This is a genomic window from Metabacillus schmidteae (genome assembly GCF_903166545.1).
Classification (GTDB): domain Bacteria; phylum Bacillota; class Bacilli; order Bacillales; family Bacillaceae; genus Metabacillus; species Metabacillus schmidteae.
Genome location: NZ_CAESCH010000001.1, coordinates 2,784,454 through 2,804,823, shown reverse-complemented (window position 1 = coordinate 2,804,823; position 20,370 = coordinate 2,784,454). Strand labels below are relative to the sequence as shown.

Below are 20,370 nucleotides of genomic sequence, written 5' to 3'. Positions count from 1 at the left end.
AAAAGAAGGTTGAAGTTCGTTTAAACGATGAATAGAGGAGAAAAATCAAAGTTGGCGATACCATTGAATTCGTTAAATTTCCTGATCAAAATGAAACAATGAAAGTTCAAGTTACTGAACTAAGAAAGGATATTGCATTTCAAGAATTTGGCTGTAAAGGTTGGACAATGGAAGAAATGTTGAAAGGAACTTATGAAATATATACACCCGAGCAAGAAAATCAATGGGGTACATTGGCTATTACAATTAAGAATTAAGCCTAAAATTACTTCAACTAAAGAAGAATAATTACAATCTTCAGCTATATAAGCGCCATTCTGGAACAAGGATGAGTGCTTTTTAGTATTTAAAGCTCCTGATTGAAGATTCTCACTTATGAAAACGATAATCAAGATTTGGGATATTTCATTTAGAAGTTGCAACATGTCAATTAAAGAAGGAACATCCTAATAATTAGGAGAAATATTTAGAATATAAATTATTAAAAGGAATGATTAAATTGGGTAAAGTTTTAAAAATTAAGGCTTTTAAATTCCCTGATATTCCACACTATGAATGGGAAGGAGAAATACTTCACCAAACCTCTGACTATTTACTTCTCATTTGTAAACCAGGCCGTAAACTGATTCATCATAGCAAAAATAAGGTTTTTACTTTCAACAATACCTCAATAGAATTTTTTTCATTGAAAGAATGGTACACTGCTGCTATGGAAATTGAAAAGGAAGAGGTTGTTTCTGTTTACTGTAATATCGCAAAACCTTGCGTTTTTAATAACGAAGAAATCTGTTTTATTGATTTGGATTTGGATTACGTTTGGGAAAAGAACAATGAATGGAAAGTAGTTGATGAGGATGAATTTGAAGCAAATAGTATTAAATACAAGTATACAGAAGAGCTAATAGTTGGAGCTATAAAAGCACTCGCAAAGTTAAAAGAAGAAGTAAGAAAAGGAAATTTCCCATTCAATAATCAATTTACTTTCAACTTGAAAACTTACTAGTCAGATTGTCAAATGGTTTATCAGTGCTCTTTAATAAAGAAAAGGATAATTATATGAAAAAAATACTCAGTGAAAAAATTGATCCATCTATACGGGAACTTCTTTCTTTTGCCACTTCATATCATAAGATCGATCAAGAATATGAAAAATACTTGGGATCCTTAAACCGAATTTTATTTGGTCTTGAACTTAAAGAGGAAATTGTTGGTTGCATAGGGGTTGAAATTATAAATTCAAAAGAGTGTGTAATTAAACATATTGCTGTATCTTCAAAACAAAGAGGAAAGGGAATTGGTAGCAAAATGATTACATTTCTTACCGATCAATACCCATTTATCACTGCTGAAACGGATAAGGATGCCGTAGATTTTTATCGGAAATATGGCTTTTTTATAACAAGTTTAGTAGAAAAATATCCAGGAGTAGAAAGGTTTTTGTGTGAATATAGAGTTGAAAACTTTAATAGTATTTTCTAAGCAGTTTAATACAACAACGATCTTCCACAATAGAGCGCTTACGTTTTTTAATAGTTTATATCTATAGCTTAAGGGTGATGATTTTTTGATTGATTTATTTGAAGGGATGAAAACAGGTAATAAAAAGCAACAAGATGCATATTCAGTAATCATAGAACTAAATATTTTTAATGAGTTGAGAATCTACAATCCCGTTCTATGTGGAACTCTACCCATTGGTATAAATGTCGAGGGATCAGACCTAGATATTATTATGGAAGTACAGGAGTTAGAGCATTTTACAGAACAGCTGCAAACTTTATACAATAATAAAGACAACTTTACGATAAAACGAACAACTATAAGAGGAAGAGAAGTCGTTAAAGCAAAATTTTTCTTTAATAATTTTGAATTTGAACTGTTTGCTCAAGATCAACCTGTACATAAGCAAAATGCTTATCTCCATATGATTATTGAACATAAACTGTTGCAAAAAGTTCCTATTCTTAAAGAGAAAGTAATAAACCTTAAAAAACAAGGGTACAAAACAGAGGAAGCATTTTGTAAACTTTTAGACATTACTGGAGATCCTTATGAAGGTCTCATCAGACTTGGTGTTGAAGAAGGAATTGTAACAGACGTATTTTAAAACAGCTTATTCAACAATATAAGCGCTATTCTTGAATAAGGATGTCGCTCTTTTTCATTTATAAGGCCAGATTGGAGAAGATCACTTATAAATTAATATGGATATATATTAAAACGTTGTTGAAATACATTTAGAAATAGAAATGACTTTAATGTTTATCCTTTGAATAAGGTATAGGGGGATCAAGATGTATAAAGTAACTATTGATTCAGAAATTCACCTCTCAATTTTAGAGCCAAGACACGGAAATGAATTATATAAATTAATTGATGAGAGTCGTGATAATTTAGGGGAATGGCTTTCTTTTCCCGAGAAAACCAACAAAGTTGAGGATACATTAATATTTATTGTAAGATCTTTAAAAAGGCTATCCGAAAATAATGGATATTGGGCTGGTATTTGGCATAATGGCTGTATTGCTGGTTCTATTGGTTTCTTATATATAGATTGGAGTGCAAGAAAAACTGAAATTGGTTATTGGTTGGGAGATGAGTATATTGGTAAAGGGTTGGTAACAAAAGCAACAAAGAGACTTATTGACCACTCCTTCCATGATTTAGATTTGAGAAAAGTTGAAATAAACGTTTCTATTAAAAACTTGAAAAGTAGGACAATACCTAGAAGACTTGGTTTTACAGAGGAAGGCACAATTAGAAATTTTGAATACTTAAATGGAGAATACCACGATAGGGTTATTTACGGTTTGTTAAAAGAAGAATGGAACCCTTATGATATGTAATCAGTAGTTTATATAATACATAATCGCATTATAGGAAAGAATGTGCTTTTTATTTCTCTTTTTCATATCCAAGAAGGAATGTTTCCTAGTATATGGAATATAAAATGTTTAATTAAAAATATTAAATGGTTAGGAGGATATATTTTGGAGCTATGGGATCTATATGATTTGAATAGGAATAAGATAAATAGAACACATAAACGCGGAATTCCATTACTAGAAGATGAATATCATATAGTTGTTCATGTGTGGATTAGAAATGAAAAAGGGGAAATTCTTGTTACTAAGCGTCATCCTGATAAGACACATCCAAATCTATGGGAGTGTACTGGAGGATCTGTATTGGCAGGTGAGGAAAGCCTAGAAGGAGCTTTACGTGAGGTAAAAGAAGAAATAGGAATAGAATTAGTAAAATCGAACGGTAAGCTAGTAAAAAGTGAAAGACGAGATCTATATAATAATTTCGGTGATATTTGGATTTTTGATCAAACCTTCGATCTTTCAATTGCGGTTCTGCAAGAAGATGAGGTTGTTGATATTAAGTGGGTAAACAAGTCAGAGCTTGATAGTATGTATGATTCAGGTCTAATTGTTCCAACGCTTAGTTACTATAAAGATATATTTTGATTTTCATTATTTCACATAATAATCTTCAACAATAAAGCGCCATTCTTAAATAAGGATGAGCGCATTCTTTTATTTAAAGGTCAAAATTACGGGACAATGAAAATGGAAAATATGTTAAAATCAGGGAGAAGTTAATGGAGAATATGAAAAATAGAACGTGGATTAATAATTAGAACATTCAAGTAGAGGTGAGATACAAGAAAACTATCAATTCACAAAATGATTGAAACTGAAGAAGAACTACGTTCAATTGTTGGATCTCCAAGTGAATTAGTAATAAGTAAAGCAACTTCATACATTGACCATAAGATCATAATTTATTAAAAAAGTGAGAAACTTTATATCAAATCAATAATATTAATTTTTTTACATGATAAGGGAGAAATGTATGAAAAAAATAAAGTTAATCATCTTTGTGTTAATTTTAATCATTCCAATAACAATCGTAGTTTTATTCAATATTGTTCTTTTTAAAGTTGGAATTGATATTAGGGTATCAAATCAGACGGACAACGAAATTTCAGGATTATACGTATCTTATGATGAAATAAAATCAGAAGTTAAAATACCAACCTTAAAACCAAAAGAGAATTATATACTGGAAGTTAGCGATAGTAAAAACTCAAATGAAAACTTCGATGAAGCAGCGTTGTTATTAGAATATAAAGACAAAAGTGGGAAGTTACACAGAGAATATATAGTTGGTTATATTGAAAGAGGATATTCTGGCTTTGCAAATATAAAAATAACAGATAAGGATGAAAACGGAAAACTTAAAGTGGAAATTATGGATTTAGCATTTTAAAAGTGTACTTTTCTTAACTTTGATGGGAAAAGTGGTTTAAGAAAATGAGGTAGATTGATGTTTAATAACCAAACATATCACTATTTAATAATAGCTGTAGCACTATTATTCATTTTAACTAGCTGCTCAGGAACGGCAGATTACAGCATTGATCTCCCTGGTGATTACGCTGTTGTTAGAAAATCTGCGCATCAAGTGAATATAAGCCCTAAAGAAGGTGATAACATTTGGGGAAGTGATGTTATTCCACCAAAAGTTGTCGAGGTTGCATGGGATAGTAATTATATTCTAGCAAAACAATTTGGATTAATAGATGATCCAGAGAGTAGTAATGGTTATCAAATACCTGATATAGAGAATGTTCATTTTTGGATATTTAATTATAAATTGGGAGAAGTATATGGTCCATTAGATGAAGAAAATTTTAGTCGAAAAAAGAATGAGCTAGGAATATCTAAAAATGTGATATTGAAAGAAATTGAAGATATACAGTAAAGGGGATGCTATAAGGGTTAGGAAGTATATGATTTCTTAAGATATATTTATATTATTTTTATTTTTAGTTTAATTGCTTTTTTCATTATTTTAATAGATCAAAGTAAAGTAAACAAAACAAAATTGTAAATGGGTTTACATTGAGTATTATTTCGATAATTTCTATATTTATTTCTGTTATTAATCTTATAATCGAAGGAACATAGTTGGTGAATTAAACTTGGGTGGAGATGCTATATTAGAGTGCTATCCATGAATAAGTATTGGAGCTAAAAATTAGCGCAAACCTTGAAGATAAGGATTGTATTTTTTTATATGTTTGTGATTAAAACTAGTAATCAATGACCATAATTCTTATAAACTGATAAAATGGTAGGAGTGTGAAATAGATTGCTATTATCTGAAGCATGGAAAAAATATGAATCTGATAAAAGAATTGAAAACGACTCAATTCTTCCACTAGAAGACTTAATAGAAAATATTTTTCCTGAACATCAAATGCTGCTTGATGATTTATTATCAAAAAAACCATTTTCCGATTATTGTTAATAACGAACAATATTTTATTGAGATGCCGTACACGATAATTAATAAGAAGGTTAATACCTGTTCAAAAATCAAAATATCCATAAAAAATAAAAAGTGGGGATTGGAAAAAAGATCGTTTATGAGTTAAAGAACGTTGAGAAAACCCTATGGTTATTGCAAAAATGAAAAGTGGGTATGCAGTTATAGGGGATACTCAGTTTTTACCTGGATACTGTGTTTTACTTGCATATCCGAAGGAAGACACACTTATTGATTTAATTATCGAACAACGAAGTAATTATTTAATAGATATGAGTCTAATAGGTGATGCAATTCAATCTGTATGTAATCCAAGACGCCTAAATTATTCGGTGTACGAATATTCAGATGTTTTTTTGCAGGCTCATATTTTTCCACGCTATGAATGGGAACCTGAGGATAAGAAGCCTTATCTAGTTTGGCAGTATGGTGACATATGGCATTGGAAAGAGATAATGATTTAATCTTTTAAAGGAGGTCATAACTTGAAATGATCTTCAGCAATAAAGCACCTATAAAGAATAGGAGTGTCTCCCAAATAACAGTGATAGACATTACAGGAAGGATAAAAAGAACAAATGACTATGCCTTTTTATCCTTTTCGAGTAAATCAATTATTCTATCAAGCTTTTCTTCAATGTTATTCGATTTTTTATATTTTTTCCCTATGTAGGAACTGTAAATATAAAAGGAAACAATGAATACCACAAAACTTATAATAAAATTCCCTACTAGAAGTACTACATCCCATATATCCACACAATTACCTACCTTTACAATATTTGTATTTATTGTATCACATTTAATTGTTGCATAGTTTAAATACATAGTGAAGAAGTGATCATCAACAATAGGGAGTTTATCTTGAAACTTTTGTCTTCTTAGGTTTTTTTCTTCACTATATCTATGTATATACTTATTAAATACATTTACAAAAACTGGTTGACAATGAACTAATTCAAACATTAAAATATACATATATTAGCGTATTAAGACAATAATACACCAAGTATTTCAGTGCTCTAATACATAAATTACATATTTTTTTGTTCATAGTGTATTAATAATATAATACATTAATACATCTGATAAAGATATTTAGGAGTTGGGGTCATGAATTTTAATAATAGGGAACCTGTATATATTCAAGTTATCCGCCATTTTAAAGAGCAGATGGCATCAGGTAGCCTTGAGCCAGGACAAGAAATATCATCACGAAGAGAATTGGCAAATAAGTTAAAAATTAATCCAAATACTGTTCAAAGAGCTTATAAAGAAATGGAGGATCAGGGTTTGATCTATACAGAACGTAATTCCCCAAGTCGCATAACAAAGGACGAACAAATCTTAAAAGAAGTAAGAGAAGAACTGATTTTACAAGCTGTAGATTCTTTTATAAACTCGGTGCGCTCAATTCAAGTCCCATTAGATGAAGTATTAGAATTAATTAAAAACAAATATCAGATGAGAAATGAGTAATTGGGGGGATAGAAATGATTGAAGTAAAAAATGTCAGAAAAAAATTTGGTAGAAAAAATGTATTAAAGGACATATCCTTTAGTGCTGAAAAGGGAGAAATAACATGTCTGATTGGATTAAACGGTGCTGGTAAAACGACTATTTTAAATGCCATAATGGGGCTTACACCTATACAAGGTGGTCAAATTCTAATAAACGGAGAAGTATTACATAAAGAAAGTTATGAAAAAATTAGTTATATACCAGATACAATTAGCATGTCACCACAAATAAAAATCTCACAAGGTTTTCAGTTTATGGATGATTTTTATTCTTCATGGAATCAAAAGAAAGCATATGAACTTCTAGATTTTTTTACATTAAGTGAAAATGAACGAATATCTAGACTATCTAAAGGAAATATTGCAAAATTGAATATTCTTCTAGGATTATCCCTTGATGTAGAATTCATTATCATGGATGAACCCTTTTCAGGTATTGACTTGTTTAGTCGAGAACAAATTTCAGAAGTATTTACTAGTGATCTTATTGAAGATCGGGGAGTAATTATTACAACTCATGAAATTAATGAAATAGAGCATTTAATTGATAAAGCAATTCTATTAAACGACGGAACTGTGTTAAAGGAATTTTGTACTGAAGAAATTCGTGAAAAAGAAGGCAAATCTGTTGTAGATGTTATGCGGGAGGTATATCAAAAATGAACAAGTATTTTAAGCTAGTTCACTTTGAATTTAATCGTTTTTCAAACATTTTCTTTATCTTGATAGGAATAACAATTGTCTCTCAAATAATAAGTGTTTTTACTTCAGCAAATAATTATCTAAGTAATCTCAACCATATGGTTTATAGAGAAGGCATGTCAAAAGAACAATTTATTGAACAATATGATTACATGTCTCTTCAACAAGTTACTGCTAGTGTTTGGTTTGTTGGGCCGATTGCCGTATGTATTGTGACGTTATTAATCTATTTGTTTTTTATTTGGTACCGAGATTGGTTGGGTAAAAACTCATTCATTTACCGCCTGTTAATGCTGCCAACTTCACGTGTAAATCTTTATATGGCTAAGGTCACAACAATAATGCTTTTGGTTTTTGGGTTAGTTGGTTTACAACTAATATTACTACCTATTGAAAATATTCTACTTGAAATAATGATACCTTCTGAATATATATTAAATTTACCAGTTTACGAGACGTTTTCTTATAGATATGGATTTTTGAATACCTTATTCCCGATGAAATTTATGCAATTTTTAATTTATTATGGTGTAGGTTTAATGGCTGTATTAGTCTTATTTACAGCAATTTTATTTGAAAGATGTTTTCGTTGGAAAGGCATTGCCTTAGGTATAATCTATTGCATAGTATCAGCGCTCGTTTTCACTTCGCCGTTAATAGTTCAAAGTACATTTTTAGATGATTTCTTTTATCCAATTGAGCAGTTAGGGCTTATTGTAATTACGGGTTTAATAGTTACTGCTGCTTCTATTTTGGTAAGCCTCTACTTACTAAAAAATAAAATTACAGTTTAAGAGGAGGAAGAAAAATGAAACGATATTGGAAGTTGATTTCAGTTGTTCTTGTTATAGTTTTAGGTATTGGTATTCATTATTATCAATCTGCTACTGCAGCAAGTAACAATCCACAGTTTACCATAAATAAAATAAGCGGAAATAGTGAAGAAGGCAACAATATTAAAGTTTTAGGGGAGATTTACTCTACAAATGGATTCCGTGAAAATTTGTATATAGATGAAGAGAAGACTGTTTATCAAAAGGAAATTTCTTTTCTTGAAGATTTAAATGGTATGTACTTTACACCAGAATTAAAACGACTCCAAAATGACTATCGAAATTTTATGCGTGGGAAAGATATAAGACCTGTTCAATACTTTGAAGATGAAACTTACATAGCCTATATGATTACTGATATGGTTTTTAGTGGAGAGAATTTAGGTCCAAGCGAAACTACATTTAGAGGTGAAGTCTTAGACAAACAAACAAATACTGTTGTTGATATAAATGAAACTATGCCAAACCAAAATGTTTATGATTATGCTTTTGTTGAAGATGTTCAAATGATCAATGGCGATTTAAAGGTTGTTGTTCGCCAAAGTAAAAGAGTTGTTGACGGTGATCAATATAGTGAAGAAATCCATGTATACACTTTTGATACTAATAGTCAAATGTTAATTAATGATGAAACACTTGTTTCTGAAACCAATGGTCAAGATATACTATCAGATTTCAATGATATTGATTATCAAGAATATCTATTGATCCAGAAATCTAATGAAGAAGTAACAGATAGTAGTGAATCTACAAAAGAATCGAATAGTGAGTTAATTGCTTATAACTTTGAATCAAGTAAGTTAATTAAAATACCCATTAGTAAGGAACAATTAAAATACAATACCATTATTATTGATGGTTCAAAGATTTATATGTTCAAAATTGCTAAGGATAGTCTTGAAACATTTGTATATTCAATAGATGAAGGGCAACTTATGCCAACGAAAACATTCAAGATTAATGGACTTGAGGAAGATAGCAATCCAATTATAAAAATAGAGAACAATAAATTATATGTTGTAAACCCCTTAAATGTTGGAGAAAAAGATGGATCTGTTGTCGTTACCGACTTAACCACATTGAAACCATTGTATGAAGGCACTATTGAAAATACCAATTTGTCTAAATATCAAGAAAATTACACTTTACATTTAAATAGTCTATATATCGATTAACAAAAATTTATTTCTTTCAATTATCAAAGGGGGGACTAACAATCTATTACTGAACAATTAATATAAAAACAAGGATATTGAGTAATATATAGCAATTGCTAGTGGTCAGATAAAAACACTTCTATATGAAGTGTTTTTAGCAATATTCCTTCTTGATTTCTTGCTTATTATTTGAAGTCAAATTCATACAAATACAGTAATTATACACATAATAACAGTTCGATTTATAAATAATGATCCCAACGATGCTTTTAAAAAGCATCGTCTTTTCTTATTCTGTACAAATTTTTAAAGGTTAGAGGCTTATACATATAATTTAATAATGAAGGAAGAATATGTATGGGGTGATATTAAGTGAACAATAGATTGTTGATTGCTCTACTAGTTTCTATTGGATTGTTTTTGTCTAATATACAAGTTGCTATGGCGGGTGACCAAAAGGATACGGACGATACTATAAGGTTGTTTCTAGAAGCATGGATGAAAAAAGATGAGAATAAGGCTCAATCATATTTAATGGAAGGTGTAAAAATTCCAGAATTAAAAGAAAGCACACCTATTAGAAGAATTACAGGATTACCTTCACCAACTAAGGGAATTAAAGTAATGGTAGCTTTTTTTGATGGTGAGTTAGGTGGAGAGCGTATTGCTTTCATTTGGGAGGTAGCTGTAAAAAACGAAAGAATAACACAGATAAGGGTTATTCATGATGGTACAAACCCATTTATGGAAGAAGCAAAAGTAGTTAAAGAATATGAAATGAAGTTCAAAAAAAATATATTAGTACCGAGTAAATTTCCCTTTGAAATCACTGGCTGCAATGGATACATAAATAACAAAGAATTATCAGTATATTACACAAATGAGAGTATAAATGGATTTCTTAAAATAACTATTTTCCCAATCAGTGTCGATTTAGATAAATATAAAGGTAAAACCGATAAGTACTATACTTTGGATGATGGAACAAGAGCCCTATACAGAGGAGAATTTGATTTAGGATATGAGATGAGGTTTCAGAAAGATGGATTGCAATACACAGTAGTAATCGGTAATAAGAAGGAACTAAAGAAGAAATTCAAAGCCGAGGATTTAATTAGAATTGTTGAATCTATGCATTATTAATAATGTTTTAAGTCGGAAATTAATCACACTATCAATGAATACACATTCCTTTTCATGATCTTTGATTACACACATAAATTCGATCAAACTAACTGATTCAATCTAGTATTTTATTATTCAAAATATAATGTTAGGGGCCAAGATATGAAACCATTTAAAAATTCGATGGTTCTAATGTTACTTATACTTTTATTCTCTACACAGCTTACTTATGCAGAAGAATATCATCGTAAGGGGTATAGTGAGGACCTGTATAATGCAACTCAAGAAGTAACAGAAGAACAATATCTTAAAAACTTTATGATCGAGCTTTTTATGCCTTATATAGTCAAAGAAACTCAAAAATACTACAGAGATCAATCGGCAACTGGTATAAAGTATGACTGGGAAAATAAGTACAATGTAGTTGAAATTATTCATCAGATAAACCAAGAAAAAGACAATGAATTCTACAACTATGTTGTTAAATTTACGGTTATTGTTCATAACGGAGATATAAAAAACTATAAACAATTTGGGACTGACACTTTAACATTTCGTGTTAATCCATTTCTAATCAACCACAAGGAAATAAAAGAACAACCAGCAATTAAACTCGTCGATTACAAACACAATGAACCAAAAAGTAAGTAGGACCAATAAGTCAGTTGAAATAATGTCAGCCCGAACACCTTTTGTGTCCTAATAAGGTTAGTTAAAATATTTCAAATGATGTGCGTTAAAAGCAGAATTTTACTTGGAATATTATCATTTATTTCGGTGATAATATCCATAAAATTACTTATTTGGAGGTATTATCATGCTCAAAATTGTAAAAGCAACTTTATTTGTCTTATTACTAATAACTTTTGGTAGCCTGACAAGTGTAAATGCAGAGTCAAACGAAATATTTGATGTTCCTGTATCTCAAAAATCAGATCAATGGAAAGTTGAACTGGGTGAAGTAAACTATAACTCTAAAGAGATCAAAGAGGCTAGACCTAAAAAGGGAGAAAACTTTGAAATGTACAGTTTGAAGATTACGAATATTGGAAATGACGTACATAATGCAGAATTTGAAACATATAGAGATGACCCTAATTCTCCAACTAAATTTGGATTAAGTCTTCAAGATGAGGTAAAAGGTATTTTTAAACAAGGCAGAGATGTTAAATTTGCAAATATGCCTATATACGTAAAAGCAAACGAATTCGAAGTAGTAATAAGCTGGCATGGTGATCCTGTTACATTAAAAGATGGAACAGTAGATGAAGGTAGGGAGTTTAAAGAGACTTTTACCTTTAAACGGAAATAAAAAATAGTTTAAATAGCGATAAGTTAATTATAAGTAATGTGATTTATTTTGCACATAAAGTAAGACAGTATTATCATGGATGAATTACTTGCAGATCCTTGCCACACAAATATACATTCATTAAAATGGGATGTACCAATTTTCATTTAAAAACAAAGAAAATAATATACTACTGGTATTGCTGGTATGTATATTATTTGCTCGCACCACTAAGCAGAATTAGATAATTTTATCTTTATGGTTAAGTAATCACATAAAGCATTAGGATCTACAACAATTTTTAATGATAAAGTTGATACATGTGATTATGGGGAATAACTGTGTATTGGAATTTTCGGAGTAAGGTAAATCATTAATAAATATAAAACAAAAATGCTGTTCCTTTCAATTTTATGAAAAGATCAGCATTTTTGTTTAAGTATGAATAATAAATATTAAATTTATTTGTTTGCGAGTTCCATTTCTTTTTTGTAGAAAGGAACCCGCAAACATCTCAATTTATTTTATTTAATATTACTTACGTTTTTTAAACACTTTTTTATTAAACTCCTGAGCATTTTCCACTCATCTGTCATTAAAAAATTGATAATTAACCCCAAAATCACTAAGATATATTTATGTTCCATAATGCTTCTCCACCTTAATGGAGATGTTGCGGGCTTTATACTTTTAAAATATATGACACAAAATACAGAAAGATACTAATAAGAGTAATTTTCACTAAATTATTTGAAATAGTTTTAAATAGACAGATACAATTTTCCTACTATTTTTGCTTCTAAATTTGCGTTCACCGTTATTATTTAGTTACTGAGAGAAAGAATGGGGGTTATTACCATAACTACAATATATTGCAGCTAATCTTCAATTCTACAAGCCTATATATGCCTGGGAATTAGACCCTTTATTTCTACTTCGGACTTTTGTAAACCTGCCAGCCATAACTCCACTAACTTTACACCATCAATCAATTCTATGTCTAAACCCTCAGCATATTGCCTTGCAGCTTTCGTAAATGAGCCAGTTGTAATCACATAACCACCTTTGGCACCATCTTTAACCATATTGGAGTGTACCAACGCAATTGGATCAAATCCAAGGTCACCTTGATAACATTTAACTTGTCCTAAGAACAATCCTTCATTTGTTCTGTGTTCAAAATCAATCCCAAAATCACCAGTTGAACGTGAAACCCATGTACTACCACCCTTAGCAAGCTCTATCACTTCTGCTACGAAATGCTCAAACTGTGCGGGATCTTGCTTAATATAATTTGACGAATAGGTCGGAGGGTTATCATGATTTTCCTTCTTGAACCTTAAATATAAACCCATGGCTAGCGTTCGTTTCATTTCATCACTTTTATCAATATGTTCAGCGAGTAGGGAGGACTCATATTCATTTTTCTTTTTTGATAATGTAAAGTGTACAAAAGCTGCGAGTAATATAATTGCAGCTAAACCTTCTATAAAAAGCATGTAATCACTCCTAATAATTAATACTTATAGAAATAGTAAATATGTTTAAGTTAAAACATCAATAAATTACATTAGGACTTACTTTAATTGGCTTTTTCTTTCTTAACTAGATCAATACGGACTTTATAACCAAAGTCTTGAAATAAACTCATTAAATTCGGTCCATCTATCAACGTAATTGGCTTATCTTTAACAAATTCTCTAGTATCATTACCAAAATAACTAGTGGTAACAAGAATTCCTTTTGATGCTACTTCATCGGACATTATACCGTTTAATTCACGTACAGCTGTAATTGGAACAACGTTATTGTAACGTTTAGCTTGTATGATAAATTTCCCCCCGCGTATAGGATCAGGATCAATAGCAACTGCATCCACACCACCATCACGGCTACTTCTTGTCACCTTAACTTCTATACCATCTTTTGAAAAATATAGGCTGAACAATTCAGTGACTAAATGTTCAAAATCGTCCCATGGCATTTCTGCTAAGTTAGGGATTGAATTGACCTCAGCGAGAATTTCTTTCGATTCGATAAAACGTTTGTCATCCTTATCTAAATGCATGATTGGCCTAATAGGTGCTAGTTGATGAAGAGCTCCAGCGTTTATACCTTTTAAGCTGCGAAAACAATCTTTTGGTACGACCTTTGTAAGGTTTAAGTTTTGAAATTCTGATTTAGAAGTTTGTAAGCTTAAAATACAAGAGTGAAAATCCTGTCCGTTTGATGTGTCTACTCCTCGAGACCATCCATTAAATACAATCAATTCCACAGAATCAGCATAATCAGAATCCAGGCATTCATGAATTGTTCGAAGTGTTATTTGATATAAAACATCGTCGTAATATGGGTCAAAGTCCTTTTTCTTCATGGTTTTAACTGATACTACTTGTCTTGCTTGTACAAACCTATGCTCAGTGATTTGAGGTAGATCGTCATGATGCGGCAGATCAAAGTCTATGATTAATGTTTTGGTTTCGTTAAGATATTGGACATCGAAATTCTTCTTTAATCCTTTAGGATATATAGAGCTATTTAAAACTGCAGTAAAATATCTCTCAACAAAAGGAGTAACAAACTCTTCATACGCCTTTTTAAAATTATCAATTGATTGGTTATGATGTTTTTGTTCATTGTAAAATTCATTTCTTGTATGCTCATATTCAGATTTTGCATTTAAATAAAGTGCCTGAGCTTCTTTTTCTTTTTCCAATCGTTTTGTTCTTTCCGATTCGAGAAAAAATTCAATAAACTTGTTTTCTTTTGGAACACCTACATGTTGAATAAACTCTTCTAGATTAGGCTCGACTCCGTTAAATGACTCATTTCTATAAAGTTCATCCCAATTAAATTTATGTTGTTTTAAAGTGGACGATAAAAGTAATGATTGGTATTGATATATTAAATCAAGGGCTTTGTCCGTGTCTTCAATTGCTTTTATCTTTGCTTTTTCAATTATTTCTTTCTTTTTCCATGCTTCTTTTTGCTTTCTAACCTTTTGATCAAAATCAAGTTGTGTCTTAGCTGTAATCAATTTTGATTCACCTAAATATCTATTCGAAATACGTGATTGATACAATTTAGAAACCTCCACAATAAGTCTACAATTACAGTTTATCCAATAATTTACCAAGGTATAAAAAGTAGGTAAAAAAGCTTGGTTGATCATTAAAAACTTAAATTTTTACAGCCTAAAGTAATAGGACGAATTTATCTGAACATAACCTTTTAATTGAGGTGATGATAATTGATTAACAAAATTATTAGCATACCGATTAAAAAAATAATATATGATAAATCTTCGTATAGAATTAACTTGGATAATAGCTCCTTGTTTCAGGATATAGGTGTAAATGGATTAAAGGACCCTCTTAAGGTCGAAGGGCCCAATGAAAATGAAGAGTATTTTCTTATTAAAGGATATAGAAGGATCGATGCAATAAATCAAATACGAAAACAAAACCCAAATAGGTTTAACACAGTAGATTGCTTTTTAGTTGGAAATATATCTTCAAATATTAATAGAAACATAGAAAGGTTAGGGGAGTCATTACACAGTAAAAGAATGATCGGCAGCGAGAAGCAGTTCATAATTGAAGAAACACTTGCTAGCGGACTTTCAGATAAAGAATTAGCAAGAAGGTTAAATGTTGACGTGGCAACTATTAGAAGGTATAAGAAAGGCACAGAAGTTCCAAAAGAATTACGATTAGAATTTGCTAGGTATAGAGCCAGTCAAGAGGCTTTAAGAGTTATCTATAATTTAGATGTGGTTCCTGAATTGTATGAAATCCTTCTTGAAAATTTGAGAGAAGGGTTGATTACGACGGTCCATTCTGATGCTATTAAAAAGATTAGTAAAGATCCTTTATTTAAAGAGTTAGATACGAATGGGCAAGAGGAATCAATAAATGAAGCAATAAAAAGCGCAAAATTCACAGAAGAACATGCACAGAAAATAAATTATAAAATTGCAATTAATGAAAACCCACACCTGTTCAACGATTTAATAAACAATTGGATAAAAGACGTGAACAAAGAATTGGAGATTCTCTCAAATAGTATAAATCCAGAAGTATCTAAATACGTGAACGAGTTTGATAAGCAGAAAATAAAGAGATCACTTAATGATCTAAACCGTAAGTTGAAGTGGGTGTATGGTGAAAAGACAAAAAAAGATGGCTACCAATATCGTTTCACTGAAGAAGATACAAATAATGGTGGTTAAATGTAGCTACTAAGATGATCGATCAGAGTGAATGTACTAAAAAAAAGACATTTCCAACGAAATGTCTTTTTATATATATACTTGTCCTTGTAATATATAAGCTTTGTGAGAAATCTTGCTAAAACTTAGTTGTTAAGCCTCTTCTGTTTACAAGACAGTTATACAGAACAATAATTATAAATTAATCTCCATAACTACTTCTAAAGCTGCAGAATTTTTTTTGATAGGCATTTTATATTCTTTAAATATCAATTTTAGATTTGATACATCGTCTGAGATAGGGGGAGATACAATGAAATTATAACTTAAATGTCCATCAGTACCACTACCACCAGTTATTCTGCTATCGTATTCCTCGCCAATGTATAAGTCCCAGAAGCATTGTCTATGAAATCTTTCATCAAGTGAATCCTCATTAGGCTCCCAATCAATATTAAAATTAATTACACTAGCATTTTTATATTGTCTAATAAATACAGCAGAATAGATAGTATCATCAATTATTACTGACTTTGAAACAGGTATGTATCTCACGAAATCTGTAGGTTCAATTTGTGGCCGAAAGTGGTCATCATTTTCTATGGTACCGAAGATAGCTCTTAACAAATCTTCATATAGGTCATATTTTTCCGACCACTGTTGTATATCTTCAAGTGGAGGAAAACCAGGATTATTATTCGAGATTTCTTTTCGTTCTTTCAATAAAACACATAAACGTTCATCAATTGAAAATACTCGTTTATCATAATGGTCTGTTGGTGGTTCAAATGGCATTCTTTTCATTTTCTGATCACCTCATGATTTGATTTGATAGGCTAAAACAATTTTAACATATTTTGGATAGAAAATAGGTTAGAGATCATTTATTTATCTGTTTTCACCTGTATTTTTAACAGTGATTAATCATTTAAAGGTTTAAGGCCACAATAATAAATCAATGTAAGTTGAGAATAACGACAAGGGAAGAATATATTCATCAATTAACACATGTAGTATTGCTCTTTTTTTATGTTCACAAATATGCTCCAATTTTACTGAAAAGCAAATCTATCAATATAAATAAACACTATATATACTACTAAGAACAAATATTCGTCACAACATATTGATTTCCTAGCAATATCGTATTATACTACATATGGGATAAATATATAAATTTTGGAAAAGGAGAATGCATTTGAAATTAAATGACTATTTTAAAAAATTTGTTGCAAACATCTCATTAAACCCTACTAGAATTGCTCGAATTGAGAGTGCAATTACTAATTGGGAAACCAAATTTAAAGAAGATGAAGAGCTAAAAGATAAGTTTATAGATTACTATACACAAGGATCTTATAGCACTGATACAGGTGTACGGCCTAAAGGTGAAGAGGAATTCGATGTAGATGTGGTATTAGTGTTAGATATAAGTGAAGCTGATGAACCTAAGGAAACCCTTAATTGGATCAAAGATAGAATAAAAAGTCACAAAGGATTTGAAAACCGTGTAAAAGCGAAGGATCGATGCGTAAGAATTGATTATGCAAAGGATTTCCATGTAGATGTGGTACCTGCTTTTGTTTATGGCGATTATATTAAGATCCCATCGAAAAAAGAGAGTGAATGGACGAAAACAAATCCCACAGGCTTTAAAGACTGGTGCGATGGTATTAATAATGATTCGGATGATTATTTTTCTAAGACAGTAAAGGTAATAAAGCATTGGCGAGATGAAAAAGTAGGAAAAGATACAGCACCTAAATCAATACTGCTAACAACACTTGTGGGTAACGCTCATATTAAAAAAACATCAATTGCTGAAACTCTTGTTGAAACATTAGACAATATGAAAGATCACTTAAGAGATCTTGTTAATGGGTTAGAAGAAAATGATGATGTGCCTTTTGTAGAAAACCCTTCTTTAGCTGATGAAAACTTAGCTCGAAATTGGACCAAGTTAAAAGCACAGAGATTTTTAAATAAATTAACCACATTAAAAGAAGACTGCCAAGCTGCATTAGATGAAAAAAATAAAGAAGAATCAATTAAACTATGGCAAGATATTTTCGGTAGTTCATATTTTCCGTCTGAACTTGGAGAAGCATCAAATATGGCTCGAAGTATTCAATCTGGATCTGTATTAGTTAGTTCAACAGGCGAGTTGAATTCATTCCAAGGAACTCCGATTAAAGAACATCGTTTTTATGGAGAAGGTAAGAATGAGTAAATTCCCTCCAAAACCCCCTAATAATCCTAAAAGTTTAAATCTTGGCATGCAAGATATGCATATCCAACGAAAGTATTCAGATTTTAGCTTAAAAAGAGAAGGTAAGAAGTGGGTTTGGACAGGCTATCTTAAACCAACGGATAACTCTGTTCGTTATAAAGTAAGAATCGAGTACCATCCATATCAGCCAAAGGTTTTTGTAGTTGAACCAGAGGTGTTAAAATTTGCACCACATCGTTATAGTGATCAATCACTATGTTTATATCATCCAAACGATAAAAGTTTTGATGGTGAAAGGTTAATTGCCGATACAATCATTCCATGGACGAGTGAATGGTTGTATTTTTACGAGGTATGGTTAAAAGAAGGGATCTGGTGGGGCAGAGAAGCCCCACACAGTCCTTAAAAAAGGTTAGGAGTAGATATATATTGAATTGGAATCAGTATAAAGAAGGAAAGATACCTACTAAACACCCAAATGAGTTAAAAATATTATGTATAGATGGCGGTGGAATGAAAGGTATAGTCCCAGCTATCTATTTAAAACGTATTGAAGAACAGTTAGGTGCTCCTATATATAAATTCTTTGATATGATTTGTGGAACCTCGACAGGTGGAATAATAGCCTTAGGATTAACTGCTGGAATTAGCGCAAAAGACATATCTGATCTTTATATTAAAAAAGGGCAAGAAATCTTTCCTAAAAATCTATTTACTAATAATCTTAAGTCTTCTAAGTATTCAAATAAAAATTTACTTTCGCTTTTAAAGCAAACATTTGGTGATAGAAAAATAGAAGATGCGCACACGATGATCTGCATTCCTTCCATTGAACATCACAAAGCAGAGCCAAAAGTATTTAAAACTCCTCATCATAGTGACTATATTTTAGATGGGTGTAGATATATGTGGGAGGTAGCACTTGCTACTTCTGCAGCACCGTTATATTTTCCTGCAGCTGAAATTGGTGAATCTGAGTGTAAGATAGATGGTGGCTTATGGGCAAACAATCCTTTATTGGTGGCAATAGCAGAGGCAAAAAAACTTGGATTCGACCTTGATCAGGTAAAGATTTTCTCGTTAGGAACAGGGGATGCTATCTACCAAGTCAATAACGAAGTAGCTAAAAATAGTGGACTGTTGAGTTGGAAAACAGGCATTGTTGATCTTACTTTCCAGGTCCAATCAAAATCGGCTACTTATACTGCTAGTTACCTGTTAGGAGACAATTTGTGTAGAGTTTCACCTACTTTTGGTAGAAGGCTTGAATTAGATACTACTGAAAAAGAAGATGTAGAATATATGATTAATGAGGCAAATCAGCTTTACGAAAAGACGTTTATTAAACAAAATGTAAGAGATAAGTTCTTTAGCTCTTTAAGTAAAGTTAAACATTAAATTTTGATATACTAATTGAAAGGCTGTATTCACAAACTTTATCGTTTTTAACTAATATACATTCAATTGATTATAATTTATTTAGTAATTAATAAGAGGTGGAAATACCGACATAAGGAGTAGTGGAATAAATGGGTAAAAGTTTGACTTTTGAAGAATTGGAGGAGCAACCAGAAGGAGAAGTTGTATCAATGAGTTGTCCGAATTGCGAAGGTTTCGAGAAGCATAAAAAAGTAAATGGAAATTGGGTTTGTCAGTGGTGCGGCCATAAGTAATCAGTATCGCAATTCGCTTAGAAGGAGGTAATGAAATGGTTGACAATGAGTTGGAAAAAGAAACACTTGAACTTCACAGAAGAGTGCTGCATACTATGGGAAATAGCTTAGATTGGCATAGGATGTTAGCTAGATATACAAAGAAAACAACTAAGTTAAAGAAACACTTGTTTAACATTAGCTTTATGGAGGAATCGATAAAGGATTATAAGCAAGAATACAACTTAAATTAATTTACTTTTCGCTTAGTTAAGTGTTAATGAATGATCATCAGTAATCGAGTGACTTT

Annotated in this window: 27 protein-coding genes; 23 read left to right on the top strand and 4 right to left on the bottom strand. The window is 31.0% G+C overall.

Going from position 1 to position 20,370, the window contains the following annotated elements; all coding sequences use genetic code 11:
• The first annotated feature begins 44 nt into the window (after positions 1–44).
• From HWV59_RS13520 to HWV59_RS13475, 10 genes are all read left to right on the top strand, one after another.
• Positions 45–257, top strand: coding sequence for an ASCH domain-containing protein (locus HWV59_RS13520; RefSeq protein WP_328824332.1), 213 nt, complete (start codon positions 45–47; stop codon positions 255–257).
• Positions 258–499: 242 nt separating this feature from the next.
• Positions 500–1,003 carry a DUF402 domain-containing protein gene (locus HWV59_RS13515; RefSeq protein WP_235991728.1) on the top strand — a complete coding sequence of 168 codons (504 nt, stop codon included), beginning with the start codon at positions 500–502 and terminating at the stop codon, positions 1,001–1,003.
• A gap of 53 nt (positions 1,004–1,056) precedes the next feature.
• The gene (locus tag HWV59_RS13510; RefSeq protein ID WP_175639131.1) at positions 1,057–1,479 is read left to right on the top strand and encodes a GNAT family N-acetyltransferase; all 423 of its coding nucleotides are present in this window, start codon (positions 1,057–1,059) and stop codon (positions 1,477–1,479) included.
• Between the two features lie 106 nt (positions 1,480–1,585).
• Entirely contained in the window at positions 1,586–2,107 is a 522-nt protein-coding gene (locus tag HWV59_RS13505) for a DUF4269 domain-containing protein (protein WP_175640060.1), read from the top strand.
• Between the two features lie 187 nt (positions 2,108–2,294).
• Positions 2,295–2,846 carry a GNAT family N-acetyltransferase gene (locus tag HWV59_RS13500; RefSeq protein WP_175639130.1) on the top strand — a complete coding sequence of 184 codons (552 nt, stop codon included), beginning with the start codon at positions 2,295–2,297 and terminating at the stop codon, positions 2,844–2,846.
• A 144-nt stretch (positions 2,847–2,990) separates the two neighbouring features.
• Positions 2,991–3,473 (top strand): NUDIX hydrolase, encoded by a 483-nt coding sequence (locus tag HWV59_RS13495; protein WP_175639129.1) that lies wholly within the window; start codon positions 2,991–2,993, stop codon positions 3,471–3,473.
• A gap of 388 nt (positions 3,474–3,861) precedes the next feature.
• Positions 3,862–4,278 (top strand): hypothetical protein, encoded by a 417-nt coding sequence (locus HWV59_RS13490; protein WP_175637770.1) that lies wholly within the window; start codon positions 3,862–3,864, stop codon positions 4,276–4,278.
• 57 nt (positions 4,279–4,335) lie between these two features.
• Complete coding sequence (locus HWV59_RS13485) at positions 4,336–4,773, top strand: DUF3997 domain-containing protein (RefSeq protein ID WP_175639128.1); 438 nt, start codon at positions 4,336–4,338, stop codon at positions 4,771–4,773.
• A gap of 390 nt (positions 4,774–5,163) precedes the next feature.
• Positions 5,164–5,322: a hypothetical protein gene (locus HWV59_RS13480; protein WP_175639127.1), complete on the top strand. Its 159-nt coding sequence runs from the start codon at positions 5,164–5,166 to the stop codon at positions 5,320–5,322.
• A 146-nt stretch (positions 5,323–5,468) separates the two neighbouring features.
• The gene (locus tag HWV59_RS13475) at positions 5,469–5,804 is read left to right on the top strand and encodes a hypothetical protein (protein ID WP_175639126.1); all 336 of its coding nucleotides are present in this window, start codon (positions 5,469–5,471) and stop codon (positions 5,802–5,804) included.
• Between the two features lie 118 nt (positions 5,805–5,922).
• Here the strand turns inward: HWV59_RS13475 and HWV59_RS27535 are convergent, their stop codons facing one another.
• Positions 5,923–6,168, bottom strand: a complete 246-nt coding sequence (locus tag HWV59_RS27535; protein WP_407941634.1) for a DUF4083 family protein — start codon at positions 6,166–6,168, stop codon at positions 5,923–5,925.
• A 285-nt stretch (positions 6,169–6,453) separates the two neighbouring features.
• Between HWV59_RS27535 and HWV59_RS13465 the strand changes: the two genes are divergently transcribed.
• From HWV59_RS13465 to HWV59_RS13435, 7 genes are all read left to right on the top strand, one after another.
• Complete coding sequence (locus HWV59_RS13465) at positions 6,454–6,819, top strand: GntR family transcriptional regulator (protein WP_175639124.1); 366 nt, start codon at positions 6,454–6,456, stop codon at positions 6,817–6,819.
• A 14-nt stretch (positions 6,820–6,833) separates the two neighbouring features.
• Positions 6,834–7,523 carry an ABC transporter ATP-binding protein gene (locus tag HWV59_RS13460; protein WP_175639123.1) on the top strand — a complete coding sequence of 230 codons (690 nt, stop codon included), beginning with the start codon at positions 6,834–6,836 and terminating at the stop codon, positions 7,521–7,523.
• A complete protein-coding gene (locus HWV59_RS13455) occupies positions 7,520–8,356 on the top strand; it encodes a hypothetical protein (protein ID WP_175639122.1) in 837 nt (278 codons plus the stop codon). Before HWV59_RS13460 ends, HWV59_RS13455 begins: the two co-directional genes overlap by 4 nt.
• Before the next feature lie 14 nt (positions 8,357–8,370).
• Complete coding sequence (locus HWV59_RS13450; protein WP_175639121.1) at positions 8,371–9,570, top strand: hypothetical protein; 1,200 nt, start codon at positions 8,371–8,373, stop codon at positions 9,568–9,570.
• A gap of 354 nt (positions 9,571–9,924) precedes the next feature.
• Positions 9,925–10,695 (top strand): hypothetical protein, encoded by a 771-nt coding sequence (locus tag HWV59_RS13445; protein ID WP_175639120.1) that lies wholly within the window; start codon positions 9,925–9,927, stop codon positions 10,693–10,695.
• 144 nt (positions 10,696–10,839) lie between these two features.
• Complete coding sequence (locus HWV59_RS13440) at positions 10,840–11,328, top strand: DUF3888 domain-containing protein (RefSeq protein ID WP_175639119.1); 489 nt, start codon at positions 10,840–10,842, stop codon at positions 11,326–11,328.
• A 166-nt stretch (positions 11,329–11,494) separates the two neighbouring features.
• Complete coding sequence (locus HWV59_RS13435) at positions 11,495–11,989, top strand: hypothetical protein (protein WP_175639118.1); 495 nt, start codon at positions 11,495–11,497, stop codon at positions 11,987–11,989.
• A gap of 878 nt (positions 11,990–12,867) precedes the next feature.
• Here HWV59_RS13435 and HWV59_RS13430 read toward each other — a convergent pair.
• Together HWV59_RS13430 and HWV59_RS13425 are read right to left on the bottom strand one after the other, a co-directional pair.
• Positions 12,868–13,467 (bottom strand): restriction endonuclease, encoded by a 600-nt coding sequence (locus HWV59_RS13430; protein WP_175639117.1) that lies wholly within the window; start codon positions 13,465–13,467, stop codon positions 12,868–12,870.
• 83 nt (positions 13,468–13,550) lie between these two features.
• On the bottom strand, positions 13,551–15,050 hold the full coding sequence (locus HWV59_RS13425) for a restriction endonuclease (RefSeq protein ID WP_175639116.1): 1,500 nt from the start codon (positions 15,048–15,050) through the stop codon (positions 13,551–13,553).
• 168 nt (positions 15,051–15,218) lie between these two features.
• Between HWV59_RS13425 and HWV59_RS13420 the strand changes: the two genes are divergently transcribed.
• A complete protein-coding gene (locus HWV59_RS13420) occupies positions 15,219–16,199 on the top strand; it encodes a helix-turn-helix domain-containing protein (protein WP_175639115.1) in 981 nt (326 codons plus the stop codon).
• A gap of 174 nt (positions 16,200–16,373) precedes the next feature.
• On the opposite strand, the gene HWV59_RS13415 is transcribed toward HWV59_RS13420, so the two are convergent.
• A complete protein-coding gene (locus HWV59_RS13415; protein ID WP_175639114.1) occupies positions 16,374–16,982 on the bottom strand; it encodes a hypothetical protein in 609 nt (202 codons plus the stop codon).
• A 394-nt stretch (positions 16,983–17,376) separates the two neighbouring features.
• On the opposite strand from HWV59_RS13415, the gene HWV59_RS13410 reads away from it, so the two are divergent.
• From HWV59_RS13410 to HWV59_RS13390, 5 genes are all read left to right on the top strand, one after another.
• Positions 17,377–18,408, top strand: coding sequence for an SMODS domain-containing nucleotidyltransferase (locus tag HWV59_RS13410; protein ID WP_235991727.1), 1,032 nt, complete (start codon positions 17,377–17,379; stop codon positions 18,406–18,408).
• Positions 18,401–18,814 carry a hypothetical protein gene (locus HWV59_RS13405; RefSeq protein ID WP_175639112.1) on the top strand — a complete coding sequence of 138 codons (414 nt, stop codon included), beginning with the start codon at positions 18,401–18,403 and terminating at the stop codon, positions 18,812–18,814. Before HWV59_RS13410 ends, HWV59_RS13405 begins: the two co-directional genes overlap by 8 nt.
• 23 nt (positions 18,815–18,837) lie before the next feature.
• Positions 18,838–19,806 (top strand): CBASS cGAMP-activated phospholipase, encoded by a 969-nt coding sequence (locus tag HWV59_RS13400; protein WP_175639111.1) that lies wholly within the window; start codon positions 18,838–18,840, stop codon positions 19,804–19,806.
• 131 nt (positions 19,807–19,937) lie between these two features.
• Positions 19,938–20,081, top strand: coding sequence for a hypothetical protein (locus tag HWV59_RS13395; protein ID WP_175639110.1), 144 nt, complete (start codon positions 19,938–19,940; stop codon positions 20,079–20,081).
• Positions 20,082–20,116: 35 nt separating this feature from the next.
• Positions 20,117–20,314, top strand: coding sequence for a hypothetical protein (locus tag HWV59_RS13390; RefSeq protein WP_175639109.1), 198 nt, complete (start codon positions 20,117–20,119; stop codon positions 20,312–20,314).
• Positions 20,315–20,370: the final 56 nt, after the last annotated feature.

Excerpts from the sequence above, each read along its gene's own strand:
- HWV59_RS13440 (WP_175639119.1), top strand. The coding sequence starts at position 10,840 with ATGAAACCATTTAAAAATTCGATGGTTCTAATGTTACTTATACTTTTA.
- HWV59_RS13490 (WP_175637770.1), top strand. The coding sequence starts at position 3,862 with ATGAAAAAAATAAAGTTAATCATCTTTGTGTTAATTTTAATCATTCCA.
- HWV59_RS13510 (WP_175639131.1), top strand. The coding sequence starts at position 1,057 with ATGAAAAAAATACTCAGTGAAAAAATTGATCCATCTATACGGGAACTT.
- HWV59_RS13475 (WP_175639126.1), top strand. The coding sequence starts at position 5,469 with ATGGTTATTGCAAAAATGAAAAGTGGGTATGCAGTTATAGGGGATACT.
- HWV59_RS13435 (WP_175639118.1), top strand. The coding sequence starts at position 11,495 with ATGCTCAAAATTGTAAAAGCAACTTTATTTGTCTTATTACTAATAACT.
- HWV59_RS13395 (WP_175639110.1), top strand. The coding sequence starts at position 19,938 with ATGGGTAAAAGTTTGACTTTTGAAGAATTGGAGGAGCAACCAGAAGGA.
- HWV59_RS13505 (WP_175640060.1), top strand. The coding sequence starts at position 1,586 with ATGAAAACAGGTAATAAAAAGCAACAAGATGCATATTCAGTAATCATA.
- HWV59_RS13500 (WP_175639130.1), top strand. The coding sequence starts at position 2,295 with ATGTATAAAGTAACTATTGATTCAGAAATTCACCTCTCAATTTTAGAG.
- HWV59_RS13450 (WP_175639121.1), top strand. The coding sequence starts at position 8,371 with ATGAAACGATATTGGAAGTTGATTTCAGTTGTTCTTGTTATAGTTTTA.
- HWV59_RS13460 (WP_175639123.1), top strand. The coding sequence starts at position 6,834 with ATGATTGAAGTAAAAAATGTCAGAAAAAAATTTGGTAGAAAAAATGTA.
- HWV59_RS13405 (WP_175639112.1), top strand. The coding sequence starts at position 18,401 with ATGAGTAAATTCCCTCCAAAACCCCCTAATAATCCTAAAAGTTTAAAT.
- HWV59_RS13390 (WP_175639109.1), top strand. The coding sequence starts at position 20,117 with ATGGTTGACAATGAGTTGGAAAAAGAAACACTTGAACTTCACAGAAGA.
- HWV59_RS27535 (WP_407941634.1), bottom strand. The coding sequence starts at position 6,168 with ATGTATTTAAACTATGCAACAATTAAATGTGATACAATAAATACAAAT.
- HWV59_RS13430 (WP_175639117.1), bottom strand. The coding sequence starts at position 13,467 with ATGCTTTTTATAGAAGGTTTAGCTGCAATTATATTACTCGCAGCTTTT.
- HWV59_RS13465 (WP_175639124.1), top strand. The coding sequence starts at position 6,454 with ATGAATTTTAATAATAGGGAACCTGTATATATTCAAGTTATCCGCCAT.
- HWV59_RS13455 (WP_175639122.1), top strand. The coding sequence starts at position 7,520 with ATGAACAAGTATTTTAAGCTAGTTCACTTTGAATTTAATCGTTTTTCA.
- HWV59_RS13415 (WP_175639114.1), bottom strand. The coding sequence starts at position 16,982 with ATGAAAAGAATGCCATTTGAACCACCAACAGACCATTATGATAAACGA.
- HWV59_RS13485 (WP_175639128.1), top strand. The coding sequence starts at position 4,336 with ATGTTTAATAACCAAACATATCACTATTTAATAATAGCTGTAGCACTA.